Raw genomic sequence first — 25,726 nt, 5'->3', positions numbered from 1 at the left:
TCCTGAATGGGCGCGGGGCGGGTTTACGGCCTGTTCGGTGTATCAGGCCTGAGGTTGCCAGCCGCCACCCAGTGCCTTGTAAATGGCTACGATGCCGCGGTACAGCTCGATTTCTGCCTGTGCCTGAGAGTCTTCAGCGGCCAGACGCTCGCGCTCGGCATCCAGCAGGACCAGGAAGTCCGCTGTGCCTTCGCGGTACTGCACTGAAGCCAGCCTGGCTGCGGAGCGACTCGCATCGCTTTGGCGCATCAGCGAAACCAGCCGTTGCTGGCGTTTGTCGTAATCGCTGAAGGCGTTCTCCGACTCCTCCAGGGCAAGCAATACCTGCTGCTCATAGTTGGCCAGCGCGCCCTCGGCGTCGGCATCGGCGCTGCGAATCTGCGCCCTGACGCTGCCCAGATCGAAAGCTGCCCAGGTGATGCTGGGGCCGAGTGACCAGGCTTTGGCCGCTGACGAACCGATCTGTGAGCCGCGGCCAGCGGTAAAGCCCAGAAAACCGCTCAGACTGACCCGTGGAAACAGGTCAGCGGTCGCCACGCCGATGCGTGCGGTCGAGGCGGCCAGTTGGCGCTCTGCGGCGCGAATGTCGGGCCGATTGCGCAGCACCTGTGTCGGATCGCCAATCGGCAGGGCCTTGGCGATAGCAGGCAGTTTGCTCGGGCTCAGGTCGACACTGAGGTTTTCCGGGCGCTCGCCCAGCAACGTGGCGATACGATTGCGCTGGCGAACCTGCTCGGCCTGCAACTGCGGTACGGTCGCTTCAACGGCTGCCAGTCGTGCCTCGGCACGCACCACGTCCAGTTCATTGCCCACGCCGGCATCACGCAGCTGGGTGGTCACGTCCTGAGAGCTCTGCTGGTTTTTCAGGTTGTCGCGGGCGATGGCTTCACGCAGCTGTGCGCCGCGTAGCTGCCCGTAGGCGTCGACCACCTCGGCAATCAGAGTCACCTGAAGCTGATACAGATTGGCTTCGGCGGCTTCCTGATCGGCATCGCTGGCTTCCAGTTGGCGCTGAATACGTCCGAACAGGTCGACCTCCCAGGCCATGTCCAGGCCAAGGTCATACCGCTCGCTATTGACGCGCCGCTCGGTAACACCAGGTTGTTGACCCTTGCCCAGGTCACTGCTGGCCCGGCTGGTGATCACCGGCATGGCGTCGTTGGCAACGTCATCGCGAATCGCCCGTGCAGCTTTCAGGCGGGCAAAGGCAACACGCAGATCGCGGTTGCCGTCCAGCGACCGGGCCACCAGTTTATTGAGGGTAGGGTCCTCAAACTGCTGCCACCAGACGGTGTCCACTTTGCTGCGGTCATAGTTGCCCTGGGCTGCGGACGCCAGTTGTGCTGGCGCCGTAACCGGTGCCTTGTAGTCCGGGCCGACGGCGCAGGCTGTCAGCGCCATGACCAGCAGGCTCGGGAGGAAGAGTTTTAACGCGCTCATCAATGCATCTCCGCAGGCAGGTTTTGCAGTCTTTGTGCCTTGGCGGCCTTGCGGGCCTCCTGGCGTTCGACGTAATTACGGATAAGCACGTAGAACACCGGCGTCAGGAGCAGGCCGAAGAACGTGACCCCCAGCATCCCGGAGAACACGGCGACCCCCATGGCATGGCGCATTTCTGCACCTGCACCGCTGGAAAGCACTAGTGGTACTACGCCCATGATGAACGCGAAGGACGTCATCAGAATCGGACGCAGGCGCAGTCGGCATGCTTCCAGGACAGCATCCAGCGGGCTCATGCCCTCGGCCTGTTTGTCCTTGGCGAACTCGACGATCAGAATCGCATTCTTGCACGCCAGGCCCACCAGTACGATAAGACCGATCTGGGTGAAGATGTTGTTGTCGCTACCGGCAATCATCACCCCGGCAATCGCCGAAAGCAGAGTCATTGGTACGATCAGGATCACCGCCAACGGCAGGCTCCAGCTTTCGTACTGAGCCGCCAGTACCAAAAATGCCAGCAGAACACACAGCGGGAAGACGAACAGCGCCGTGTTGCCCGAAAGAATCTGTTGGTACGTAAGGTCAGTCCACTCGTAAACCATGCCGTTGGGCAGCTCTTCACGCAGCAGTTTCTCGACCGCCGCCTGCGCCTGACCAGAGCTGAAGCCCGGACCGGCAGCACCGTTGATTTCTGCCGTGATGAAGCCGTTGTAGTGCATTACGCGGTCGGGACCTGCGGTGTCACTGACTTTGACGAAGGTTGCCAGCGGGATCATTTCCCCCAGATTGTTGCGCACCTTGAGCTGACCGATCTGGTCGGCATCCTGACGGAACTGCTGCTCTGCCTGGACATTGACCTGATACGTGCGGCCAAAACGGTTGAAGTCGTTGGCATACAGCGAGCCCAGATAGACCTGCAGGGTGTCAAAGATATCGCTGACCGCAACGCCATGCGTCTTGGCCTTCTCGCGGTCGATGGCGGCATCCACCTGCGGCACGTTGACGGTGTAGCTGGTGAACAATCCGGCCAGTTCCGGCACGCTGCGGCTCTTGGCAATGATGTTCTGGGTTTCCTTGTACAACTCGTCGTAACCCAGGTTGCCACGATCCTCTATTTGCAGTCGGAAACCGCCGATGGTGCCTAGCCCCTGTACCGGAGGTGGCGGGAAGATCGCCATGTACGCTTCCTGGATAGAGGCGAACTGGCCGTTCAGGGCGCCGGCAATGGCGTTGGCCGACAGGCTGGGGTCCTTGCGCTCGTCAAACGGTTTGAGGGCGACGAACACCACGCCGTTGTTCGGGCTGTTGGTGAAGCCGTTGATCGACAGGCCGGGGAAGGCAATCGCGTTTTCCACGCCCGGCTGTTTGAGTGCCAGCTCGGACATGCGCTTGATGACATCTTCGGTTCGGTCGAGGCTGGCAGCATCCGGCAGTTGGGCAAAGGCCACCAGGTATTGCTTGTCCTGGCTGGGTACAAAACCGGTCGGCGTGCTGGCGAAACCCAGCCAGGTCAGGACCATCAGGCCTGCATACACCAACAGCGCGATGCCGCTGCTGCGAATGACCCTCGCGACGGTGCCGACATAGCCATGACTGGCTTTTTCGAAGAAGCGGTTGAACGGACGGAACAGCCAGCCGCCAAGGATTCTGTCAAGGAAACGCGAGAAACGATCCTTGGGTGCATCGTGGCCTTTGAGCAGTACCGCGGCCAGCGCAGGCGACAGGGTCAGCGAGTTGAAGGCCGAAATCACTGTCGAGATGGCGATGGTCAGTGCGAACTGCTTGTAGAACTGTCCGGTCAGGCCGGAAATGAACGCTGCCGGTACGAACACCGCGCACAGCACCAGCGCGGTGGCGATGATCGGTCCGGTCACTTCGGCCATGGCCTTGTGCGTGGCCTCAACCGGTTCAAGCCCCAGCTCGATGTTTCGTTCGACGTTCTCCACCACCACGATGGCGTCGTCCACCACGATGCCGATGGCCAGCACCAGCCCGAACAATGACAGCGCGTTCAGAGAGAAGCCGAACATGTGCATGACGGCAAAGGTGCCGATCAGCGATACCGGTACGGCCACCAGCGGGATGATCGAAGCGCGCCAGGTCTGCAGGAACAGGATCACCACCAGCACGACCAGGATCAGTGCTTCAAACAGGGTGTGAATCACCGCCTCGATGGAGCCGCGCACGAAGATCGTCGGGTCATAGACGATGCTGTAGTCCATGCCTTCCGGGAAGCTCTTTTTCAGCTCGGCCATTCTGGCCCGTACATCGTTGGAGATGTCGATGGCGTTGGAGCCGGGCCGCTGGAAAATAGGGATGGCCACGGCAGGCTGATTGTTCAGCAGCGAGCGCAGCGCATACTGGCTGGAGCCCAGCTCGATGCGCGCAACGTCCTTCAGACGAGTGATTTCGCCGTCGGCGCCTGCACGAACCACAACGTTTTCGAACTCCTCCTCGGTGACCAGACGGCCCTGGGTGTTGATCGACATCTGAAAACTGGTGGCATTCGGCGAGGGCGGGGAGCCCAGCTGACCTGCTGCAACCTGACGGTTCTGCTCGCGAATCGCATTGACCACATCGGTGGCGGTCAGGTTGCGTGAGGCAGTCTTGTTCGGGTCCAGCCAGACCCGCAGCGAATAGTCGCCCATACCGAACAGTTGCACGTCACCGACACCGCCCAGTCGCGCGAGCTCATCCTTGATGTTGAGCACGGCGTAGTTGGACAGGTACAGCATGTCATAGCGCTGGTCCGGCGAGGTCAAGTGCACAACCATGGTCAGGTCGGGGGAGGCCTTGTCCACGGTAATGCCGATGCGCGTCACTTCTTCAGGCAGCTTCGGCTCGCTGCGGGTCACGCGGTTCTGCACCTGCACCTGCGCATTGTCCAGGTCAGTACCCAGTGCAAAGGTGATAGTGAGGGTCAGCTTGCCATCGGCAGTGGCCTGCGAAGACATATAGAGCATGCCTTCGACACCGGTAATCGCCTGTTCCAGTGGCGAGGCCACGGTTTCGCCGATGACCTTGGGGTTGGCGCCGGGAAAGTTGGCGCGTACGACTACTGTGGGCGGCACTACTTCCGGGTATTCACTGATCGGCAGCTGGAACAGTGAGATAGCACCGGCGATCAGGATCAGCAGCGACAGCACTGCGGCAAAGATCGGCCGGGAAATAAAGAATTTGGAGAAGTTCATCGGACGAGTCCCTTAGCCGCGCGGCGCAGTGGCGCTGGCGATTTTGACGGCCGCTTTGGGCGCCACTTGTGGCAGGTTGCTGGCTTCGAGGGCCTGGCGTTGTTTGAGCAATGCTGCGAGGGTGTCGGCGCTGGCCATCGGTGTCACCTCAGGGTCCACAGGCTGGCCGGGACGCACGCGTTGCAAGCCTTTGACGACGATGGTGTCGTCCTTGCCCAGACCGTTGCGCACAATGCGCAGACCTTCGATTTTCGGGCCCAGCTCGACAGCCCGATAGGCAGGTTTGTTGTCCTTGTCCATGACCAGCACAAACTTCTTGCCCAGGTCGGTACCCACCGCTTCGTCATTGATCAGCACCGCCGAGTAAGTGCCGCTGCCCACCAGTTTCAGACGGGCATACAGGCCGGGGGTGAAATCCCCGTCGGCGTTATCGAACACCGCACGACCGCGAATGGTGCCGGTCCTGGGGTTGACCTGGTTGTCGACAAAGTTCATCTGGCCCAGGTGCGGGTTGCCGGTTTCATTGGACAGGCCCAGGTACACCGGAGTGGTCTGGCCGCGCTGGCCTTTGCGGGCCAGCTCGGTGTACTTGAGGAACACGCGTTCGTCAGCGTCGAAGTAGGCGTAGACCTTGTCGGTGGAGACCACGCTGGTCAGCGCGGTGACATCTGCAGTCACAATGTTGCCAGCAGTGATTTCTGCGCGACTGACACGACCTGTAATCGGTGCGGTAACACGGGTAAAACTGAGGTTCAGTCGAGCCAGATCCAGCTGCGCCTGAATGGCCGCGACACCGGCCTTGGCTTCCTGCGCCGAGGTGGTGCGCGAGTCGGCCAGCTCGGCGGAAATCGCGTTGTTGGTACGCAGACGCTCGCCGCGCTGGGCTTCATTGTCACTGCGCAGTGCGACGGCACGGGCCTGTTGCAGTTGTGCCTCAAGACGACGAACTTCGGACTGGAACGGACGCGGGTCAATCTGGAACAGCAGGTCGCCTTTCTTGACCAGCGAACCGTCGGTGAACGCTACCTGATCGATCTGACCAGATACCCTTGGGCGAACCTCGACGGTTTCCGGTGCTTCAAGACGACCCGTGAATTCATCCCATTCGTTGATCGGCTGCTCCAGCACCTTGGCCACGCTGACCTTGGCTGCGCCAGGCGCACTGGTGGCTTCCGGCGCCCGGCCGCAAGCACTGATAACGATAAGGGCGAGGGCGGTGAGGGGGTAGCGCAGATGGCTGAGTGTCTGATGCATGGGAAGTTCCGCCGATAGTAAAGAATGGGCGGATTCTGTTGCGCACAGGGTGTTATTAACGAATCGAATAAACCGAAGGTTACTATCACTGGCAATGATGAGTACCCATAGGTCTTCGAAAACCTACCTCCGGGTGACCCGCAAGGTGGATGGTGGCCAGGCATTCGGGGCTGAGAATGCTCCCCTTATGGCGAGCCAAAAAGCTCATGTCATATTGCTATCTCTTCGATCAATCTTTGCAATCGCCGCCGCTATCAAGTTGTCCAGCGAACAGTCGATCCTTGAGTATTACGATAAATCCCGAGGAAAAGTTTGATGAAGTCGACATGGCTGGACAATTTGAAGGTCAGCAAAAAGCTGAGTATAGGCTTCGGTCTGATACTACTGGGCGTGCTGACGGTCACCGCGATCGGCTACCTCAGCACCAACCTGCTGATCGAGCGGCTGGGCAAGGCAGCCAAAGTTTCTGAAGTAAAGGCCGATGCGCTAAGCCTCAGGATCGCTGCGCAGGCCTATACTGCCAAGCCTGACGCGAGCAATTCGCAGGGCTACACGGTCGCTTTGGACAACCTGGGCAAGACCATCGAGGACGGCCTGAAGCTTCTGACTGTTCCGGCCAATGCCGATATTCTCAGAGGTATTCGCGATCAGGTGGGTGGCTTGAAACAAACGTTCAGCCAGTTGGTCGATAATAATCGGCAAATTGATCAGGCCATGCAGCCGTTGATCACCATTTCCGAGCAGGTGAGCGGAAGCTTCGAGACACTCCTGCAAAAGACCTTCGACGACGTTTCCCGCTCGCTGGATCAAAGCGGTATCGACCAGGTAAAGATTGCCGGCGACCTGCGCAATGGCATGACCAGTTTTCGCCTGGTGTTTCGCCGTTATATCAGTATCCCGACCGCTGAAAACAGGCAGATCACCTTCGATGCTGCCGACTCACTGATCGCTAAGGTGAGCAGTGCGCGCAACCAATTGCCGAACAAGGCCGGCCCGGCAGTGGATGAGGCGCTCAGGGCACTGCAACAGTACAAATCGTTGATGGTCTCCATCTCGCAGCTGATGCAACAGAACGATCAGATTCGCGACAGCCTTCGCCAGCAGTCAATGGACATCGTCACAAGTACCGAAAAGCTGATGGCGGGCCAGGTGGTCAGTGCCAATAAAGAAAAAGACAGCGCGGTCACCCAGTTGCTCATGGTGGCGGTGATCGTATTGCTGCTGGGCATCTTCGCGGCGATCCTGATTACCCGTCAGATTACTCGTCCGCTCGATTCCACGGTGATCGCTGCGCGTCGAATTGCCGACGGCGATCTGACCAATGACCTCAGCACCACTCGCCAGGATGAGCTGGGCCTGCTGCAAAACACCATGCAACACATGACCGTATCGCTGCGTACCCTGATTGGCGGTATCAGCAATGGTGTGACACAGATCGCCACGGCGGCCGAGGAGCTTTCAGCCGTCAGCGAACAGACCAGCGCGGGCGTCACTCAGCAGAAACTGGAAGTCGATCAGGTGGCGACCGCCATGAACCAGATGGCGTCTACCGTTCAGGAAGTGGCGCAGAACACTGAAGATGCATCGCAGGCCGCCAGACAAGCCAGTGATCGTGCTGCTCATGGCAGCAGCGTGGTGCAACACGCCACGCGTGAAATCAGCCAGCTTGCCGGTGAAGTGGGGCAACTGGGCGAGGCCATGCAGCGCCTGATACAGGACAGTGACAAGATCGGCGGTGTCATTGATGTGATCAAGGCGGTCGCGGAACAAACCAACCTGTTGGCCCTCAACGCGGCGATCGAAGCCGCACGTGCGGGTGAGCAGGGGCGCGGCTTTGCCGTGGTGGCCGATGAGGTGCGCTCGCTGGCTCAGCGTACACAGTCATCCACGACTGAAATCGAGGCGCTGATAAAGTCCTTGCAGGATGGCACCGGCGCGGCATCGGATCTGATGAATGCCAGCCGTCAACGTACCGAAGGCACCGTGGCGCTGGCGCGGCAGGCCGAAGAATCGCTGCTTGAAATCACTCATTCGATTGGGACCATCGAACAGATGAGCCAACAGATTTCTGCTGCCGCTGAAGAGCAGAGCGCCGTCACCGACGAAATCAATCGCAGTGTCATCAGCGTACGGGACATCGCCGATCAGTCGGCCACGGCCACTGAGCAGAGCGCGGCGTCTACCGTGGAACTGGCGCGCCTGGGCAGCAACCTGCAGGACATGGTTGCGCGCTTCCGGATCTGATTGCCGCCACTTTCAAAAAGTCGCGAGGCCCAAAAGTCTCACCCTGCAAAAAGAGCAGCGCTGGCAATCAGCGCTGCTCCACCAACTGCAAAAACCTTCGGGTTCGCTCGTTTTGCGGATTCAGCAGAATTTCGCCCGGGGTGCCGTCTGCCACGATGCGGCCTCCCTCCATGAACAGCACCCGGTCAGCGATGTCCTGAGCGAATTTCATCTCGTGGGTCACCAGTAACATGGTCATCTGAAACTCGTGGGCAATCGAGCGAATCACTGACAGCACCTCGCCGACCAGCTCCGGGTCGAGCGCCGAGGTGACTTCATCGAACAACATGACCTGCGGGCGCATGGCCAGCGCTCTGGCAATCGCTACACGTTGTTGCTGACCACCGGAAAGCTGGCTCGGGTAGGCATCGGCCTTGTGAGCGAGCCCGACCAGCCCAAGGTATTGATGCGCGCGTTCAAGGGCCTCTTCGCGAGGCAGTCTGAGTACCCGTAGTGGTGCTTCGGTGACATTTTCCTGCACGGTGAGGTGTGGGAACAGATTGAACTGCTGGAACACCATGCCTACCCGATGTTCCACCGGAGCCTTGCGTGCGCCAGGCCAGTGCCATCCGGATGTGCGCGCGGGCACTGCTTCGCCTGCGACTTCTATGCTGCCTTGCTGATAGTTTTCCAGCCCCTTGATGAGGCGCAATACCGTTGATTTACCCGAGCCACTGGGGCCGATCAAGGCGACTTTCTGACCTTGAGGAATGCTCAGGTCCAGACGGTCGATGATCCGGTTGCGGCCGAAGTCCTTGACCACGTGTTTCAGCTGTATCTGCGCAGTGGTGACGGGTAGGATTGCGGTGTGTGCGAGATCAGACATGGCTGCGCCTTTCCAGGTATTTGAACAGCAACGAGGTCGGCACACTGATCGCCAGAAACATCAGCGCCATCACTGTGTACGGTTCGTTGTAACGATAGGTCATGCCGGCGATCTGCTTGGCAGCCTGAAACAGTTCAGGGATGGTAATCACCGCCAGAAGCGGCGTTTCCTTGAACATGCCGATCAGGTAATTGCCGAGCACCGGCAGCATGGGTTTCAACGCCTGCGGCAGGATAATGCGCCGCCAGGTGTCGCCACGGCTGAAGTCCAGCGCGCGTGCGGCTTCCCATTGCCCGGCAGGGATGTCATCGATGGCACCGCGATACGCTTCGGCAATGTAGGCCGCGTAATAGCAGCCAAGACCTATCACACCGGTGGTTATGGCCGGGAAGGTGATGCCCGCCAGCGGCAGCGCGAAGAACAGCACATACAACTGGACCATCAACGGCGTATTACGGAAAAAGCTCAGGTAGCCTTTGCTCAGGCGATGCACGATGGTTATCTGCGAGCGCAGTGTCAGGGCCAGGATCAGACCGAGCAAAACCGCGAGCAGGAACCCCAGCACCACGACCTGCACGGTCACCAGCAAGCCCTGAAACAGCTCCGGCAGAATCGACCAGGCGAATGCTATATCAAACTCCATCGTTCATCCCCTGGCCGTGCGCCACGCGGTGGCGTGCTGCTCATAACGCTTGACCAGCCAGCTCAACGGCCAGGCCATCACGAAGTAGCAGATCAGCACGATGCTCCAGATCAGCGTTTGCTGGCCCAGCGTGGTTATCAATTGACTGCCGGTAAAGGTCAGGTCGGTGAGGGTGATGAGTGAGACCAGTGACGTGGTTTTCAGCAGCTCGACCAATTGATTACCCATCGGCGGGATCATGAACGGCAGGGCCTGCGGCAGAATGATTCGCCGAAACGCGCTTATCGGCCCGAAGTCCAGCGCACGCACGGCATCACGTTGGCCCTGGCTGACGTTGATCAGTGCCGAGCGAATGATTTCCGCGCCATACGCCGAAAACGTCAGGCCCAGCCCCAGCACACCAGTGGTCATGGGGGACAGGCGGATGCCGAACAGCGGCAGAATGAAGAACAGGTAAAACAGCAGCACCAATGCCGAGATGCCACGCAGCACCTCGACATACACCATGGCGAACCAGCGTAACGCCCTGAATGGCGACAGGCGCATCAGGGCGATTACAAACGAGAGCACCAGCACCAGCAGTTCGGCAAGCACAGTGATCTGCAGGGTGATCCAAGCGCCGTGGGCCAGTTGTCTGGCAATGAAACCTGCGGTTTCCAGTGTTGCAGCATCAACAGGCATGGCCGTACTCGTGTGGGTCAGGGCCGTTTACTGCGCGCCCTTGCGGGACGGGGCAGATCATGGGTTGCAGCGTTGGGCTGCGGTGATGGCCGGGTCAGCCAGTTCGTTTTCGGTGTAGCCGTACTTCTGCAGGATTTTCAGCAGCTCGCCCGACGCCCGGAGTTTGGCCAGTTGTTCGTTGAAAGCCTGTTCGAAGGCCGGATCGTTTTTTGGCAGGCCGTAGGCGTGGTAATTCCAGCCCGGTTTGCCACTGGCGTCCGGAATCTGCTCGAAAGGCAAGGCGCGCTCGATGTCCGGACTGTTGGATTTCTTGATCAGACTGATGACTTCGGCATCCGGGAAATACACCACGTCCACGCGACCCGCCTGCAAGGCGGCCAATGCCTCGGTGTCCTTGTCGAACAACACCACGTTGCCGTTGGCGATACCGCTGTCTTTGGCTTCCTGAACCTGATTGCTGCCAGGTTGCGTGGCCAGGCGCACCTTGGCGTTGCTGGCGACGTCCTTGAGGCTGTGCAGGTTCAGCGGGTTGCCGGTTTTGACAATGAACGCACCGCCGGATCGCGTCACCGGGTTGGAGAACGCGATGACCTTGCAGCGATTCGGATTGATGAACAGGCCTGCACCGATCAAGTCGAAACGACCTGCTGCCAGACCCGGCACCAGCGAACCGAAGTCAGTGATGGGCGTCTCGATCTGCTTGATGCCCAGCGGTTCAAGGATTGCACGCAGTATCTCGACGTTGGCCCCGGTCGCTTTGCCATCGGTGCCGATGTAGGCATAGGGCTGTTCGTTGGCGATGCCAGCGGTCAGGCCGTCAGTGCGGCCTTTTTCCAGCAGTCCGGCCAGGGCGGGAAACGAAATAACGGCATTCAGCAACAGCGCTGAACCCATCAGGGCTGGGAACGACAGGGGGTTGATGCCTTTCATTGCGGGTGCTCGAAGTAGGGGATAGGGCTTCTTGCTGATGCGGCCTGAACATGCGAGTCATGTGCGCAAGGTAGCCTGGTCTTGCCTGCATCCTGCTTCGGCAACGTTTGGTGCATAGGGCGAAACTCTATAGCTATTAAAAAGATAATTTAAATATCGATAAGGAATATGCATATACGCAGTCGCCGAGGCTATGGGTTTCAAACGTCGTGCGACCAATTGATGTAAGCCCAGGTATTTGTCAGTGCATCCCTGTTTGTAACTCCAGACGCCGGCCAGGTATCGCAGCAATCAATTCCTGGGTGTAAGCCGCTTCAGGTCTGGCAAAAACATCCTCGGCCAGACCCTGCTCGACGGTCTTGCCATGCTTGAGCACCAGTACCTGGTGGGCAACGCTGGCGACGACTGCCAGGTCGTGGGAAACCAGCACGTAGGCGATGCCGGATTCGGATTGCAGTTCGACCAGCAAGTCGAGAATCTGCGCCTGCACCGACACGTCCAGTGCCGAAACCGGCTCATCGAGCAGCAGCAGATCCGGTTGCAGGGCCAGCGCTCTGGCAATTGCTACGCGCTGACGCTGGCCACCGGAAAGCTCGCGGGGCAGCCGGTCCAGATACGCCACGGGCAAGTGCACTCGCTCAATCAACTGGCGCGCGGCCTGCTCCAGTTCGCGGCCTTTGAGCAGGCCAAACGAGACCAGTGGCTCGACGATGCTCTCGAATAGCGTGAAGCGCGGATCAAGTGCCGCGAACGGGTTTTGTTGCACTAACTGGATACGCCGCCGCAGTGGTCTGAACTCGCGCCAGCCCAGGTCGGTGACATCCTGGCCGTCCAGCAAAACTCGCCCGTGCGTGGGTTTTTCCAGGCCCAGCGCAATGCGCAGTGCAGTACTTTTGCCAGAGCCGGACTCGCCAACGATGGCCAGGGTCTGGCCGGGATACACCTTGAAGTTAACGTCATGCAATGCCTGAAAGTCTGCGTCTTCACCTTTAACGTAGGGCAGACGATAGGTCTTTCCGATGTTGCTCAGGGTCAGCAGAGGTGTGTCGCTGCTCGCGACCGGGCGCACTGTTGCCGGGCTCTTGCGCTGGCCGAAAGCCGGTGCTGCCGCGATCAGTGCGCGTGTGTAGGTATGGCGCGGTGTGATGAGTATCTGTTGCGGCGGGCCTTGTTCGACCAGCTCGCCCTTGTTCATTACCAGCACACGGTCAGCACGATCGGCAGCCACGCCAAGATCGTGGGTAATGATCAGCAGGGAAATGCCACGTTCGGCCACCAGACGTTGCAGGTGATCGAGGATCTTGCGTTGCACTGTCACGTCCAGAGCGCTGCTGGGCTCATCGGCGATGATCAGGCGCGGATTGCCCGCCAATGCAATGGCGATCAGCACGCGCTGGCGCATGCCACCGGACAGTTCGTGCGGATACTGGCGGGCGCGCAATACCGGCTTGTCCAGACCGACCTGCTGCAGTAATTCCAGCACATCGGCATCCACTGCCGGGTAACGCCGGCCGTGGGCTTGAATCAATGCTTCGGCAATTTGCCGGCCGATGCGCAGGGTAGGGTTGAGGCCGACCATCGGGTCTTGCGGGACCAGACCGATCACGCTGCCGCGAACCCGACGTTTTTCTCGCTCGCAGGCGTGGCTCAGGTCGTGACCATCGACGTGCAGCTCGCCGCCGGTGACGGTCGCGTTGTCTGGCAAAAGGCCGAGTATGGCGTTGGCCAGGGTCGACTTGCCGGACCCGGATTCTCCGACAATGGCCACGGTTTCACCCCTGGCCACCTGAAACGAGACGCCGCGTACGGCCTGGGTGGTCTGGCCGTCGAAACGGTAGGCGACACTCAGATGACGAATGTCGATCAGGTGAGCGGTATCGGTCATCGTTGAGTCTCTTCCAGAGTGCGGGCGATGTGATTGAAGCTGAACACTACGCCAACCACGAACAGACCCGGCAGCAGCGACACCCAGGGTGCGGTCATCAGGAAGTGACGACCGTTGGCGATCAGCGTGCCCCATTCGGCAGCCGGTGGTTCGGCACCGAAGCCGAGGAAGCTCAGCCCCGCGGTCGCCAGAATCGCTGCACCGAAATCCAGTGTGGCAAGCACTGCCACTGGGCCCCAGGCGTTAGGCAGAATGTGGCGCAGCAGGGTTCGGGTCCAGCTGGCACCGCCCAGACGCGCCGCTTCGACGTAAGGCAGGGTCTTGACGCGTAGCACTTCGGCGCGGGTTGTGCGGGCGAAGCCGGGAATGATCCCTACACCCACCGCGATGGCCACCGGAATGGTGCCGAAACCGATGGCGGTGACAATCGCCAGCGCCAGTAACAGGCCGGGCAGGGCCAGCAATACATCGATCAGGCGCATGATCACCGCATCTATGCGCCCGCCTGCAAAACCGGAAATCACCCCCAGGCTCAGGCCTCCGGCCATGGCGATGCCCACCGCCAGCAATGCGGCCTGTACCGACAGGCTCGACCCGTGTACCACGCGGGTGTAGAGATCACGGCCCAGTTCGTCGGTACCGAACCAGTGCGCTGCATTTGGCGCGGTGAGTTTGTCGCTGGGCGAGGTGGCGTAAGGTGCGTAGCTGCTCAGCAGGTTGGGTGCCAGCGCGGCCAGTAATGCAAAAGCGACCATTGCCACAGCGAGCATAAACCCCGGGCGGCGCAGCAGGGGCCTCGCGGCCTCCACGGCGCGACTCAGGCTGCTGCGTCGCCGCCACTGCGCGGCAGGTGCGTTTTTGCCGGGAAGGTTTTGAGCGGAATCAACAAGGCGGGTCAGGCGCGCAAGGCGGTTGTCGAAGATAGTCATGGCGTCAGGAGACCTTTGGCGTGTGGGCGATGCGCGGATCCAGCGCGGGGTACAACAGATCAACGATCAGATTGACCACGACGAAAGCCGCTGCCGAGACTGCAACGATGGCCAGCACCACCGGAATGTCCTGGCGCAGCACGGCCTCCTGGGCAAGACGACCGACCCCGGCGCGAGCGAAAATGGTTTCCACCAGCACGGCACCGGACACTGTGTTGCCCACTTGCAGACCGATCAGCGTCAACAGCGGTAAAGCAGCGTTCTTGAACGCATGGCGTGCCTGGACCTGGGCGCGCGTCAGGCCCTTGGCGTAGGCGGTAATGATGTAGGGCTCTTTCCAGACGCCCTGAAAGCCGCGTTGCAAAACCTGCGCGTACACTGCAGCGCTGGGGATCGCCAGTGTGACAGCGGGCAATATCAGGCTGGAAAAGCCCTGATTGCCGGTCGCTGGAAACCAGCCAAGGCTGAATGCGAACAGCTGAATGAACAACAGGCCCATCCAGAACACCGGCACTGAAAAACCAAGCGACGGCAGCCGGGACAAGGCGACCTTCAACGGCTGCCAGCGCACGTAGGCGGTGAGATAAGCCAGCCCGACGCCACCTATGAGCGACAGAACAATGGCCATCCCCGCCAGGCTCAGGGTTTGCGGCAAACGTTCGACCAGCAGTTCCGAAACCGGACGATTGAGTGTCAGCGAATTGCCGAAGTCACCCTGAACAGCGCCCCACAGCAGGTCGAGATATTGCTCGAAGACGCCTCTGTCCAGCCCGTAATAGAGCTTGGCTTGAGCCAGGTCCTGCGCGGACAGGGAGTCGATTTCGACACCTGAGGCGCTGAGCATGATCGACAGGGTATCGCCGGGCAGCAGATACAGAATGAAATAGGTGATGCTGTAGGCACCCCAGAGTACCAGCAGCGCCTGGGCGATCCGGCTGAGGATATAACGGCTCATGGCGTGACGATCTCGATGTCGTTGAACAGCGCAAAGCCTTCCGCCGTCCAGTGGAAGTTACGCACGTTTTTCGCCGTGGCGGCTTGCCAGACCCGCTCGTAGACCGGGAATGCCGAACCTTCATCGATCAGCAGGTCCTGCAGGTCGCCATAGGCTTTTGCGCGTTGTTCGCTGCGCGTGGCGGTCAGCCCGGCGTCAAACAGTTCCAGGGCTTTGGCCAGTGTTTGCGGTGCGTAAAGATTGGTCGCCAATGTCGAGCTGTTGGCGCTGCGCGGGTCGATGATGGTCTGCAGGATGATCGGGTCGGCGCGGGTCATGTAGGTGGACGTCAGGTCATAATTGCCTGCCGCATTGGCAGCTGCCCATTCGGCGGTAGTAACCACGTTGAGCTTGAGCTCGATACCCACCTTGCGCAGCTGATCCTGAATCAGCACATCACCAGCGGTTTCAGCGGGGGACAGGTTGTAGGCCAGCTTCAGTCGTTTGCCGTCCTTGTACCGATAGCCGTCGGCGTTCTTCTGCCAGCCAGCTTCGTCGAGCAAGCGCTCTGCACCCTGAGGATCATAGGCCAGTCTGTCGGATTGATTTTTGTAAAACGGCGTGGTGACGTCGTAGATACCCGACACCACCGGAAATTGCGGGTTGTAGACAGTGGCGGCGTAGGTCTTGCGGTCGATGGCCTTTTGCAGGGCCAGACGCACATTGCGGTCAGCGAGGATGCGATTGCCGCGCGTGTTGGGGTACATGTTCAGGGCCGGCCCTGGCAGCGAGCGGCTCTGGATGGTCGCGCCCCTGGATTTGAACAGGTTCAGGTCCACTTCGGAAAACGGGTTGCGTGGCCAGAGGATGTCGACCTGGCCTTGAACGAACTGGCCATTGCGCACGCTCTCTTCCGGAACGTAACTGACTTCGACCGCATCCAGATGCGCCTCACCCCTGTTCTGCGCATTGGCCGATGGCCAGGCATAGCCCTTGCGTTTGATCAGGCGCAAACCGCTTTCAGGCGTGTAGCGCTCCAGCACGAATGGCCCGGTGCCAATGATTGCACCCAGCGAGCGTTGCTTGACGCTGAGTGTGTAGGACTCCGGGGCGAGAATGGCAAGGTTGGTGGTGGAGGTGGCTTGCAGAAAGCCCGCATTTGGCGTGGCCAGCACCAGTTTTACAGTGAAATCGTCCACGACTTCGGCGTGGTCATAACCCTTCAGGTAGGTCGCGCCAAAGGTTGCAGGTAATTGCGCGGCAAACGCTTTATTGCTGTCGTAGGCGGTTTTTACGGCCTGTGCGTCGAAGCGCGTGCCATTGCTGAACGTCACATCCTTGCGCAAGTGGAAGGTGTACTCCAGCGCGTTTTCACTGACGTCCCAGCGCTCTGCCAGCCAGGGAATGATAGTGCCGGTCTGTGGGTTCTGATCGGTCAGCGACTCGGCGACATTACGCAGCACCACGCGGTGCTCGAGCCAGTACACCTGGAACGGATCAAGGCTGACCAGCGTGGTGTTGTCTCTGAAGAAAGCGACTTTGAGCGTCTTGCTTGCCTGGCCTTCCTGACCAGAGGGCGAGCAGCCGAGCAGGGTGAGGGCAGTAATGGCGACGAATAACAGGCGTGCAAGAAGAGGGCGCACGGTCATCGCGCTGTCCTCCGATATACGAATCCGTGGGTGAAAGTCGAGGGTTGAGTGCGATGCATGGAAAAGTCCTCTTCAAGTCGAGCGCAGCGATCCGGCTGGTTTTAAGACCGTATGCTTATGGAAAGAGGCTGTAAAAGTATTTTTTCTTCTAAGCTAATATAGGTTTTTATGATTTATTTGATAATTTATTATGCTTTATAGGTATTTTGTGGTGCTTGGCTAATGTCTGCGGTGTAGGTTCGCAGCGATTCCAGGGAGAAGCGGGGTGGAACCTGTTCTTTCCTGATTGCCACCCATTGCTGATTTTACGGGTGAGTCAGCCCGCAGCATCAGGGCGCGCAGGCGAATCCAGCAGCGGAATTGTCGCTGAGTATCCTCATCACGCAGCCCAGGCAGGTCTGATTGCAGTGGATGGTTTGCGAACCGGCTTGATGCCGGTTCGTTCGTTTACAAGGTGGCTCCCGCCGCGCCTGCCTTGCTCTTGAGCTCTGCTTCAAGGCGGTCAATGAACAGGCGCACCCTGTGGGGAACGCGCTGGCGTGTTGGCAGCACTGCCGTGACAGACAGCTGTTCGGGCATGGCATCTTCGAAGTCCACCTGCTGAAGGCTGCCTTCGTTGATTTCCTGTCGGACATCCCAATAGGTCAGCATGGCCAGTCCCATACCTTGTTTACATGCCGTGCGCACGGCCTCGACGCTGTTGGCAGAGAAGGGGCCCTGAGCGCGAATGGTGATGGGCTCGCCGTTTTTTGTGAACGACCACCAGGGCATTGCGTGCAAGGCAATGCACGGGTGGTGTCTGAGTTCGTCGAGTAGCGCTGGTTTGCCGTGCCTCGCCAGGTAGTCTGGGCTTGCACACACCACCCGTGGGTTGGGCGCCAGCGACCTGGCCACCAGAGCCGAGTCGCGTATCGTGGCAATCCGGATGGCGACATCGATTCCCAGTCCGGCGATGTCGACAATGCTGTCCGACAGCGTCAGGTCGATACTCAGTGCCGGGTTTTCCAGCATCAATGCGGGCAGCAGCGGCATGATGACTGTCTGACCAAACACACTCGGTGCCGTGACCCGCAAAACGCCGTTGGCAGAGCCTGCATCAGCCTTCAGCGTGGTGCGAGCGGTCTCGCTTGCTTCCAGCATGGTTTTGGCATGAGGCAGAAAAACTTCGCCTTCCGCCGTCAGCGATACCGAGCGGGTTGTACGGTGAACCAGCCTCACGCTCAGGTCGTTTTCCAGCGCTGCCAAACGTCTGGAAACCGCCATGGGAGATAACCCGAGTCGACGGGCCGCTTCGGACAGGCTCCTGCTGGATGCAATGGCCGCAAATACCTCTATGTCAGAAATTTGCACAGGTTCTATCCATTTCCGTTAAAGCGCCTTATCTGAACGGCTGGGTTCCAATGGGCTGCCACAGCACTTACCGTCATGCAGGTTATGTCAGCTGCTGCGGGCAATTCGCAGGCGATCTGCACAGTGAGGGTTTGAAGTATGAGCGAGATAAACAAACACGTTACAGCCCCGTTCGACATGGGTCATCTGAAACTGAAGAACAGGTTTGCGGTAGCACCCATGACACGCGTGAGCGCGGACGAGCAGGGCAATGCAACGCAGAACATGACGCGCTATTACGAGCGGTTCGCCAAGGGTGGTTTTGGCCTGATCATCACCGAGGGCAGCTATACAGATCGCAGTTCTTCCCAAGGCTACCGCTTCCAGCCCGGGCTCACCGATGACGAGCAGGCTCAGGCATGGCGTGCTGCCACCGATGCCGTTCATCGCCATGGCAGTGCGATGATTGCGCAGATCATGCACGCGGGGGCACTCAGCCAGGCCAATCGTTTCGTCAACGAGTCGGCTGGCCCTTCGGCCATTCGTCCCAAGGGCGAGCAGATGGCGTTCTATTACGGCGCGGGCAGCTACCGGATTCCGCGAGCCATGAGCGACAAGGATATCGCCGAGGCCATCGACGGGTTCGCCCGTGCCACGCAGCTGGCTTTGGGCACTGCGGGCTTTGACGGTGTCGAGATTCACGGCGCAAATGGTTATTTGCTGGACCAGTTTCTGACCGACTACAGCAATCAGCGTACCGATCGATGGGGAGGTGATGTTCAGCAGCGCCTGCGCCTGACGCTCGATGTCATTGCCGAAGTGAAAAAAATGGCCGGGCAGGCACCGGTCGGTGTGCGCCTTTCACAGGGCAAGGTCAACGACTTCCAACATAAATGGGCGGGAGGCGAGCGCGATGCCGAGATCATTTTCGATACGCTGGCAGATGCCGGAGTCGATTACATTCATGTGACGGAACACGAAGCATGGCAACCTGCTTTTGCCCAGGGTGACGCCAGTCTGGTCAAACTGGCCCGTCGCTACGCGCCCGATGTTGCGCTGATCGCCAATGGCGGCCTGCACGACCCGGAAAAAGCCGAGCAGGTGCTGCGCGAGGGTGCAGACATCATCGCCGTGGGCAAGGGCGCCCTGGCAAACCCGGACCTGCCGCGGCTGCAGCTCGAAGGCCGAGCAGCCCGCGACTTTGATCCGGCCATCCTCGGGCCGATTGCCAACATCAAGGACAGCGAACTGGTCTGATTGCTTCTGATGAGTATCAGCGCTTGCTCAGCGTGCTTAATGCCAAGTCGATAGGCGTTGCGCCCTGGGTCAGTTCGATGATCTGCCGGGATATCCCGGGTCGTTCGACCAGAGCAGCCAGGACGGCGGCTACGTCGTCGCGTGGTATTTCGCCATACGCAATGGCCAGGCCTGCGCTGACCTTACCGCTGCCCTGGCTGTCGACCAGGGTGCCCGGTCTGAGAATCACCCAGTCCAGTTCTGAAGATGCCAGATACACATCGGCTTGTTTTTTAACCCGCATGTAATTCTCGAAACCGGCTGAAGTGTCTGTGCCGCGCGCAGCTTCAGGAAATGCCGACACCAGCAGGAAGCGATTTGCCTTGGCAAGCAACGCGGCTGCCACGGCGGTTTCCAGGCCCTTGCCATCGATGGCATTGGTCAGCTCGATGCCCGCGCCGCCAGCCCCGGCAGTGAAAACCACCACATCGCTGCCTGCCATCAAACCGGCCAGTCGAGACGCATCCAGCTCGCTGAGGTTGCCTAGCAAGGGCAGGGCGCCGGTGTCTTTTATGGCCGCTGACTGCTCTTCCTTGCGGTGCAGTGCGAGCACTTCGTGACCGTTGTCGGCAAGGTTTTTTACAAGGCGTCGGCCGATCTTTCCGGCGGCGCCGATGACGAAAATTTTTGACATGAGATCTTCCTCTGGTGAGTCGTGCGCCGCTGCTGAGTAGCGTCGGCGCATTTCAGCCGGGTTAACCTTCGAACTGATGGTAAACCTTGGCAATCACTTTCCAACTGCCGTCGATTTTTATCAGAGTCAGGTAGTCATTGTAGTCCGCACCGATAGCGTCCTTTTCCATATCAATCCGCACCACTGCCGTGGTTGGCGTGATGGCAAGGACATCCAGACGCGTTGTGATGTCTGGAGCGGTACCGTTGCTTTCGACGAATGTGTACAGGTTGCTGATCGGTCCGCCCAGTAGTTGACCATTGGTGAAGCCATACATCACAGCGTCCTTGTGAAAAGCTTCTGCGATAGCGGCAACGCTGCCTGTGCGCAAGCCGTCTACGTACTTGCTGGCCGTTGCGATAACTGCGTTGTAGTCGTTGGTCGGGACTGTTTTGATGTTTTTGCTCATGGGGGGCTCCTGGTTTAAAACAAACTGATTCTGGTGCTGCTGTGGTTTCAATAGTTACCCGGTGGCCAGTCCGTATAGCCCTTGGCACCACCACCGTAGTAAGAGTCACGCGGGGCAATGGTCAGTTCGGCACCATGGCGCAGACGCGCAACGAGATCGGGGTTGGAGATAAACAAGCGGCCGAAAGCCACTGCGTCGATCTTGCCTTGTGCGCGTCGCTCTACCGCCATCTTCAGGTCATAGTTATTGTTGCCAATGAACGGGCCATTGAACTGGGCACTTAGCGCGTCCATGTCGACACCTTCAGGCACTTCACGGGACGTGGCAGTGGCGCCTTCGACAAAGTGCAGGTAGGCGAGATTGAGTGTGTTCAGTTGCTGGATGAGATAACCATGAAGGCCCATGACGTTGCTGTCAGGGGCGGTGTTACCGGCATCCGGCGTCACCGGCGACAGGCGAATACCTACGCGCTCACTGCCCCAGATATCCACGATGGCCCTGGTTACTTCAAGCGTCAGGCGGGCGCGGTTTTCTATCGAGCCGCCGTACTGATCGGTTCGCTGATTGGTGGAGTCGCGCAGAAACTGGTCCAGCAGGTAGCTGTTCGCCGAGTGGACTTCAACGCCATCGAACCCGGCACGCTTGGCGTTTTCTGCCGCGTGTTTGTATTGCTCGATGATCCCGGGGATTTCGTCAGTTTCAAGCGCGCGCGGCATGGACACCGCTACGAACCCGTCGACGGTGTAGGTATTGCCCTCGGCCTTGATGGCGGAGGGAGCGACCGGTGCCTCACCATTGGGTTGCAGGTCGACACTGGAGAAACGACCTACGTGCCAAAGCTGGCTGACGATCCTGCCTCCAGCGGCGTGTACCGCATCTGTGACTTTCCTCCAGCCCGCCACTTGCTCTTCGCTCCAGATGCCAGGCGTTGCGGCATAGCCTCGACCTTGAGCGGAAATGTTTGTCGCTTCGCTCACAATCAACCCTGCTGTAGCGCGCTGTGCGTAGTAGGTTGCGTGTAATTGATCGGGAACGCCGTCCTCGTCGTAGCGACTGCGAGTGACGGGGGCCATGACAATACGGTTGGCCAGCTTGATCGAGCCCATCTGCATGGGTGAGAAAAGGTCGGTGGTAGTGCGTGAGTCGTTCATCAATTACCTCTGTTAGTGGACCGGTCGTCTACTAAAAAATTAAAAAAACGCGTGCTAACGCAGCAGGCGCTTGGTCATGGTCAGTGCTTTATCGAAAGACTCTGTGGACTTGTTCACCTTCACCAGAAGGGAAGCACCAAGCCAGAGTTGGTAGAGGGATTGCGCGAAGCCTTCATGGTCTCCCTCGGGATGAATGCTGCCATCGGCCGCACCCATGTCTACGCAAGCAGTAATACGTTTGATAATTCTGGCTGTACCGACTTCGAGCACGCCACGCATGTCCTCGGACAAGTCGCAAACTTCCGCTCCCAGCTTGACGACCAGGCACTTGCCTTCGGGAAGTTCGGTGCCTTGGGTTTCTGCCCAGTAATTAAAGTAGGCCAGCAGCCGCTCGGCTCCGCTGCCGGGACGCGCCATAAGTGCATCGATTCGGCCCAGGTATTCGGAAAAATACTCTTCCAGCAGTGCCTGACCGAATTCTTCTTTCGATTTGAAATAGTAATAGAACGAACCCTTGGGTACACCGGCCGTGCTTAAAACCTCAGCGAGGCCGACGGCGGTATAGCCTTTGTTCGTCATGAGCGATCTGGCCACATTGATGATGTGCTGTCGCATGTCTTGGGCTGGTTTCTTCATAATGTCGAGCATCCTAAATTGAAATAGACCAGTCGTCTACAAAAAATCGAAATTTACTGCATGGAAAAACCGCAATCGGTGGCAATAGCGCAGCTCATAAACAAAAATAATTTGTGCTTATGAAAAATTTATATTGATTTATTTTAGGTTAGCGTCGCTTTAGCATGAAGCTACCTTGAAAAAGCCGTCGGGCAGGGATCGTACCGTCCGACCTCATAAGCCAATAAGAGCTGTAATCGGAGTCCTGATGAGTCTTTCTCCTTTCCATCTTGCAATCCCTGTTTACGATCTGGCCGCGACACGTACCTTTTACGGCGAAGTGTTCGGTCTTTCCGAAGGACGCTCCAGCGCCCAGTGGGTCGATTTCGACTTCTACGGCCACCAGTTAGTGATTCACGAGCACCCGAAAACCGCTTCTCAAGAGAGTGTTCACAGCAACCCGGTGGACGGTCATGACGTACCGGTCCCGCACTTCGGCATCATTCTGGAATGGGCCCAGTGGGAGGCCCTGGCGGAACGCTTGAAATCCTTCGGCACCGAGTTCGTCATCGAACCCTACATTCGATTCAAAGGCCAGGTCGGTGAACAGGCGACCATGTTCCTGTTCGATCCCTGTGGTAATGCCCTTGAGTTCAAGGCCTTCAAAGACATGAGCCAGCTCTTCGCAAAATGATAAAAGGCCTGGCGCGCAACATTGTGCCAGACCCTCTTGAGTGATCAGCAAGTCCTGAGTCAGTGCTTGTTCAGGGCCTGCTGGTTAATCAGTCCGACCAGCGCTTGCACGGGCTCGCTCAGGCTGCGACGAGCGCGATGTACCAGCCCGATATCGCGATGAAAGGTGTGTTGTTGCAAATCGATGGAACGCACACCAGCAGGCCAGTCCTGACTGCTCGCGGTTTCTGGGACCAGTGCGACACCCACGCCATTGGCCACCAGTTTGATGATCGCATCCAGTTCATCAAGCTCGCATACCTCGCGCAGCGAGACATGGGTTTGCCGCAGGAACCGGTCAACCTGACGGCCGCCAAACGACGATCGGTCGTAGCGAATGAATGGGTGAGCTGAAACCAGCTCCGACCAGTCATCCCCCGGCGTATCGGCAGGGACGATAAGCCGGTAGGGCTCGCGCACCAAGGTAGTCCATCGCAAGTCACTGTGCAGCGAGAAGGGTGGGCGAATGATCGCGGCCATGTCGATCTCGCCAGCGTCCACCTGATTGACCAGATCCATGGACAGCCCCGGGATGACACGCGTCCTGCACGCGGCGAATCGTTGGTGAAACTCGGCAAGCGCCTGCGGCAGAAATGAGCGCTGTACAGAGGCAATCGCGCCGATAGTCACCAATACGTTAGCGGGCAACCCCACCGTAGCAGTGCCCAGGGCGTTGAATTGGCGCACCAGGTCCTGCCCCTGTAACAGCACCTGTTGGCCCATTCGGTTGAGTTGGGCTGAACGTCCTTTTCGGTCAAACAGCTCGACACCGAGTTCCGCCTCCAGACGTTGCATCTGCGCACTGACGGCGGCCTGAGTGAGCCCTATCTTGCTGCCGGCAGCCGCAAAAGTCCCTTCTCTGGCCACGGCAATAAATGTTTTCAGTTCTTTAATCATGGTCAAATAATAATTGTATTTTGACTGAAAACGCATTTATTAAATTTGTTATTGGCGGGTTGCCCCGCCCGTATGTGAGCGATCACGAATGGCGACAGTCATTGCGGACCGCTCACACTTGTACCTACTCCATGGCCTCGGTCAAACCCTGATCTTCGCCGAGAAACCCGCCGCTCTGGTGATGCCACAGCCGCGCATAGGTTCCGTTCTTGCCGAGCAGTTCGGAGTGGGTGCCTTGTTCGATGATGCGACCGTCGTCCATGACAATGAGCCGGTCCATGGCTGCGATGGTAGACAGGCGATGGGCGATGGCGATCACGGTCTTGCCTTTCATCATTTCATCGAGGCTTTCCTGGATTGCCACTTCGACTTCCGAGTCCAGCGCGCTGGTGGCCTCGTCCAGCAGCAGGATCGGCGCGTTCTTGAGCATCACCCGGGCAATTGCGACACGTTGACGCTGACCGCCCGACAGTTTGATGCCACGCTCACCCACCAGGGTGTCGTAGCCGCTATTGCCCTGCTTGTCGCTCAGTTGGCTGATGAACCCATCGGCCTGGGCGCTGGCCGCGGCGCTGTGGATTTGCGCGTCAGTCGCATCGGGACGGCCATAGGCGATGTTGTCGCGGATGGAACGGTGCAGCAGGGATGTGTCCTGAGTGACCATGCCGATGGCACTACGCAGGCTGTCCTGGGTGACGTGCGCAATATTTTGCCCGTCGATGCTGATTGCTCCTTCATCTACGTCATAGAAGCGCAACAGCAGGTTGATGAGTGTGGATTTCCCGGCGCCGGAGCGACCCACAAGGCCGATTTTTTCACCCGGCCGAATGGTCAGGTTCAGGGCATCGAGCACCTGACGTTCGCCGTTGTAATTGAAACTCACATTGTCAAAGGTTACCGCACCACCCGTGGTGACCAGGGCGGCTGCATCCGGCGCATCCTCAACCTTGGGGCCGCGGGTCAAGGTTTCCATACCGTCCTGTACGGTGCCAATGTTCTCGAACAGCGAGGTCATTTGCCACATGATCCAGTGCGACATGCCATTGACGCGCAACGCCATGGCGGTAATCGCCGCTACGGCACCGGTGCCGACCTGACCTTGGTGCCACAGCCATAGTGCATAACCACCTGCACCCATGATCAACGCGACCACCAGTACCTGATTGACGATCTCGAACTGGCTGACCAGACGCATCTGGCGAAAGCCGGTCAGCTTGAAGTCTTCCATCGCAGCGCGTGCGAAGTGCGCTTCACGTTTGGAGTGGGAGAACAGCTTTACCGTGGTGATGTTGGTGTAGGCGTCCGAGATACGCCCGGTCATCGATGAGCGCGCGTTAGCCTGCTCCTGTCCGACTTTGCCCAGGCGGGGCACGAAATACAGCATGGCCAGACCGAACAGGGCGATCCAGGCAATGAAAGGCAGCATCAGCTTCAGGTCGAAGCCGCCGGCCAATGCAATGATCGCGATAAAGTACACCCCGATTCCGGGCGCGATTTCGATGAGTGTGAACAGCACCTCACGCACCGACAGTGCCGTCTGCATCACCTTGGTGGTGACGCGGCCAGAGAACTCATCGGAGAAAAAAGAAAGGCTTTGGCGCAACATCAACCGATGGAAATCCCAGCGCAGCCGCAATGGCAGGTTGATCGCCAATACCTGGTGCTGGACCATCGTACGCAACGCGACCAGCCCGATGCTGGCCAGCAATACCAGGCCGATGCCCCACAGCACGCTGCTTTCCTGCATGGCCGTATCGTCGCCGGCCTTCCAGGCCGACAGCAGGTCCACGACCTGCCCGAGAAAAGAAAACAGCCAGGCTTCGTAAATCGATACGCCGGCACTCAGTAGCGCAAGCGCCAGGATGTAGCCACGGGCTCCCCGTGTGCAGGCCCAGAGAAACCGCACCAGACCGTCAGGAGGCGGCGGCACTTCGTCGGGCGGGAAGGGGTCGAGCCATTTTTCAAACGCGCGAAGCATG

21 protein-coding genes and 1 pseudogene are annotated in these 25,726 nt (G+C 59.0%); 4 read left to right on the top strand and 18 right to left on the bottom strand.

The window, feature by feature from the left end; genetic code table 11:
• Window positions 1–42: 42 nt before the first annotated feature.
• Genes RYC17_RS01390 through mexE form a run of 3 tightly spaced genes read right to left on the bottom strand, consistent with a single transcriptional unit; the run spans window position 43 to window position 5,885 of the window.
• Window positions 43–1,440: a TolC family protein gene (locus RYC17_RS01390; protein WP_316888659.1), complete on the bottom strand. Its 1,398-nt coding sequence runs from the start codon at window positions 1,438–1,440 to the stop codon at window positions 43–45.
• Window positions 1,440–4,631, bottom strand: coding sequence for an efflux RND transporter permease subunit (locus tag RYC17_RS01385; protein ID WP_122280806.1), 3,192 nt, complete (start codon window positions 4,629–4,631; stop codon window positions 1,440–1,442). Before RYC17_RS01385 ends, RYC17_RS01390 begins: the two co-directional genes overlap by 1 nt.
• 12 nt (window positions 4,632–4,643) lie before the next feature.
• Window positions 4,644–5,885 (bottom strand): multidrug efflux RND transporter periplasmic adaptor subunit MexE, encoded by a 1,242-nt coding sequence (gene mexE, locus RYC17_RS01380; protein ID WP_002553305.1) that lies wholly within the window; start codon window positions 5,883–5,885, stop codon window positions 4,644–4,646.
• A gap of 315 nt (window positions 5,886–6,200) precedes the next feature.
• On the opposite strand from mexE, the pseudogene RYC17_RS26840 reads away from it, so the two are divergent.
• Window positions 6,201–7,223 (top strand): annotated as a pseudogene (locus tag RYC17_RS26840) (methyl-accepting chemotaxis protein); the annotation flags it as partial.
• Between the two features lie 33 nt (window positions 7,224–7,256).
• Entirely contained in the window at window positions 7,257–8,129 is an 873-nt protein-coding gene (locus RYC17_RS26835) for a methyl-accepting chemotaxis protein (RefSeq protein WP_404944469.1), read from the top strand.
• Between the two features lie 67 nt (window positions 8,130–8,196).
• On the opposite strand, the gene RYC17_RS01370 is transcribed toward RYC17_RS26835, so the two are convergent.
• The 9 genes from RYC17_RS01370 to RYC17_RS01330 all read right to left on the bottom strand — a co-directional run bounded on the left by RYC17_RS01370 (window position 8,197) and on the right by RYC17_RS01330 (window position 17,995).
• Window positions 8,197–8,994, bottom strand: a complete 798-nt coding sequence (locus RYC17_RS01370; RefSeq protein WP_058408142.1) for an amino acid ABC transporter ATP-binding protein — start codon at window positions 8,992–8,994, stop codon at window positions 8,197–8,199.
• Complete coding sequence (gene ehuD / locus RYC17_RS01365; protein ID WP_004664960.1) at window positions 8,987–9,637, bottom strand: ectoine/hydroxyectoine ABC transporter permease subunit EhuD; 651 nt, start codon at window positions 9,635–9,637, stop codon at window positions 8,987–8,989. The genes RYC17_RS01370 and ehuD overlap by 8 nt, the downstream gene beginning before the upstream one ends.
• 3 nt (window positions 9,638–9,640) lie before the next feature.
• Window positions 9,641–10,318, bottom strand: a complete 678-nt coding sequence (gene ehuC / locus RYC17_RS01360) for an ectoine/hydroxyectoine ABC transporter permease subunit EhuC (RefSeq protein WP_058408141.1) — start codon at window positions 10,316–10,318, stop codon at window positions 9,641–9,643.
• 57 nt (window positions 10,319–10,375) lie between these two features.
• The gene (ehuB, locus tag RYC17_RS01355; RefSeq protein WP_058408140.1) at window positions 10,376–11,248 is read right to left on the bottom strand and encodes an ectoine/hydroxyectoine ABC transporter substrate-binding protein EhuB; all 873 of its coding nucleotides are present in this window, start codon (window positions 11,246–11,248) and stop codon (window positions 10,376–10,378) included.
• 241 nt (window positions 11,249–11,489) lie between these two features.
• On the bottom strand, window positions 11,490–13,133 hold the full coding sequence (locus RYC17_RS01350) for an ABC transporter ATP-binding protein (RefSeq protein WP_316902303.1): 1,644 nt from the start codon (window positions 13,131–13,133) through the stop codon (window positions 11,490–11,492).
• Entirely contained in the window at window positions 13,130–14,062 is a 933-nt protein-coding gene (locus RYC17_RS01345) for an ABC transporter permease (protein WP_316902302.1), read from the bottom strand. Before RYC17_RS01345 ends, RYC17_RS01350 begins: the two co-directional genes overlap by 4 nt.
• A gap of 4 nt (window positions 14,063–14,066) precedes the next feature.
• Entirely contained in the window at window positions 14,067–15,017 is a 951-nt protein-coding gene (locus RYC17_RS01340; RefSeq protein ID WP_316902300.1) for an ABC transporter permease, read from the bottom strand.
• Window positions 15,014–16,645, bottom strand: a complete 1,632-nt coding sequence (locus tag RYC17_RS01335) for an ABC transporter substrate-binding protein (RefSeq protein ID WP_316902298.1) — start codon at window positions 16,643–16,645, stop codon at window positions 15,014–15,016. Before RYC17_RS01335 ends, RYC17_RS01340 begins: the two co-directional genes overlap by 4 nt.
• 447 nt (window positions 16,646–17,092) lie before the next feature.
• The gene (locus RYC17_RS01330) at window positions 17,093–17,995 is read right to left on the bottom strand and encodes a LysR family transcriptional regulator (RefSeq protein WP_122260022.1); all 903 of its coding nucleotides are present in this window, start codon (window positions 17,993–17,995) and stop codon (window positions 17,093–17,095) included.
• A 138-nt stretch (window positions 17,996–18,133) separates the two neighbouring features.
• Between RYC17_RS01330 and RYC17_RS01325 the strand changes: the two genes are divergently transcribed.
• Window positions 18,134–19,231: an NADH:flavin oxidoreductase gene (locus RYC17_RS01325; RefSeq protein WP_122260021.1), complete on the top strand. Its 1,098-nt coding sequence runs from the start codon at window positions 18,134–18,136 to the stop codon at window positions 19,229–19,231.
• 16 nt (window positions 19,232–19,247) lie between these two features.
• Here RYC17_RS01325 and RYC17_RS01320 read toward each other — a convergent pair whose 3' ends face one another.
• The 4 genes from RYC17_RS01320 to RYC17_RS01305 all read right to left on the bottom strand — a co-directional run bounded on the left by RYC17_RS01320 (window position 19,248) and on the right by RYC17_RS01305 (window position 22,139).
• Window positions 19,248–19,904: an NAD(P)H-binding protein gene (locus RYC17_RS01320; protein ID WP_122260020.1), complete on the bottom strand. Its 657-nt coding sequence runs from the start codon at window positions 19,902–19,904 to the stop codon at window positions 19,248–19,250.
• A gap of 61 nt (window positions 19,905–19,965) precedes the next feature.
• Window positions 19,966–20,352 (bottom strand): nuclear transport factor 2 family protein, encoded by a 387-nt coding sequence (locus RYC17_RS01315; RefSeq protein ID WP_058402302.1) that lies wholly within the window; start codon window positions 20,350–20,352, stop codon window positions 19,966–19,968.
• A gap of 47 nt (window positions 20,353–20,399) precedes the next feature.
• Complete coding sequence (locus RYC17_RS01310) at window positions 20,400–21,503, bottom strand: alkene reductase (RefSeq protein WP_122260019.1); 1,104 nt, start codon at window positions 21,501–21,503, stop codon at window positions 20,400–20,402.
• A 54-nt stretch (window positions 21,504–21,557) separates the two neighbouring features.
• A complete protein-coding gene (locus tag RYC17_RS01305) occupies window positions 21,558–22,139 on the bottom strand; it encodes a TetR/AcrR family transcriptional regulator (RefSeq protein WP_058408132.1) in 582 nt (193 codons plus the stop codon).
• A 247-nt stretch (window positions 22,140–22,386) separates the two neighbouring features.
• Here RYC17_RS01305 and RYC17_RS01300 point away from each other — a divergent pair, with 247 nt between their 5' ends.
• Window positions 22,387–22,812 carry a VOC family protein gene (locus RYC17_RS01300; RefSeq protein WP_024660034.1) on the top strand — a complete coding sequence of 142 codons (426 nt, stop codon included), beginning with the start codon at window positions 22,387–22,389 and terminating at the stop codon, window positions 22,810–22,812.
• A gap of 59 nt (window positions 22,813–22,871) precedes the next feature.
• Here RYC17_RS01300 and RYC17_RS01295 read toward each other — a convergent pair whose 3' ends face one another.
• Together RYC17_RS01295 and RYC17_RS01290 are read right to left on the bottom strand one after the other, a co-directional pair.
• Window positions 22,872–23,747 (bottom strand): LysR family transcriptional regulator, encoded by an 876-nt coding sequence (locus RYC17_RS01295; protein WP_122260058.1) that lies wholly within the window; start codon window positions 23,745–23,747, stop codon window positions 22,872–22,874.
• A gap of 124 nt (window positions 23,748–23,871) precedes the next feature.
• Window positions 23,872–25,725, bottom strand: coding sequence for an ABC transporter ATP-binding protein (locus RYC17_RS01290; protein WP_122260018.1), 1,854 nt, complete (start codon window positions 25,723–25,725; stop codon window positions 23,872–23,874).
• Window position 25,726: the final 1 nt, after the last annotated feature.

It is taken from the genome of Pseudomonas syringae group sp. J248-6, assembly GCF_032586995.1.
Classification (GTDB): domain Bacteria; phylum Pseudomonadota; class Gammaproteobacteria; order Pseudomonadales; family Pseudomonadaceae; genus Aquipseudomonas; species Aquipseudomonas amygdali.
The sequence above is the reverse complement of the archived record's forward strand: the minus strand, read 5'-3'. Positions and strand labels throughout refer to the sequence as shown.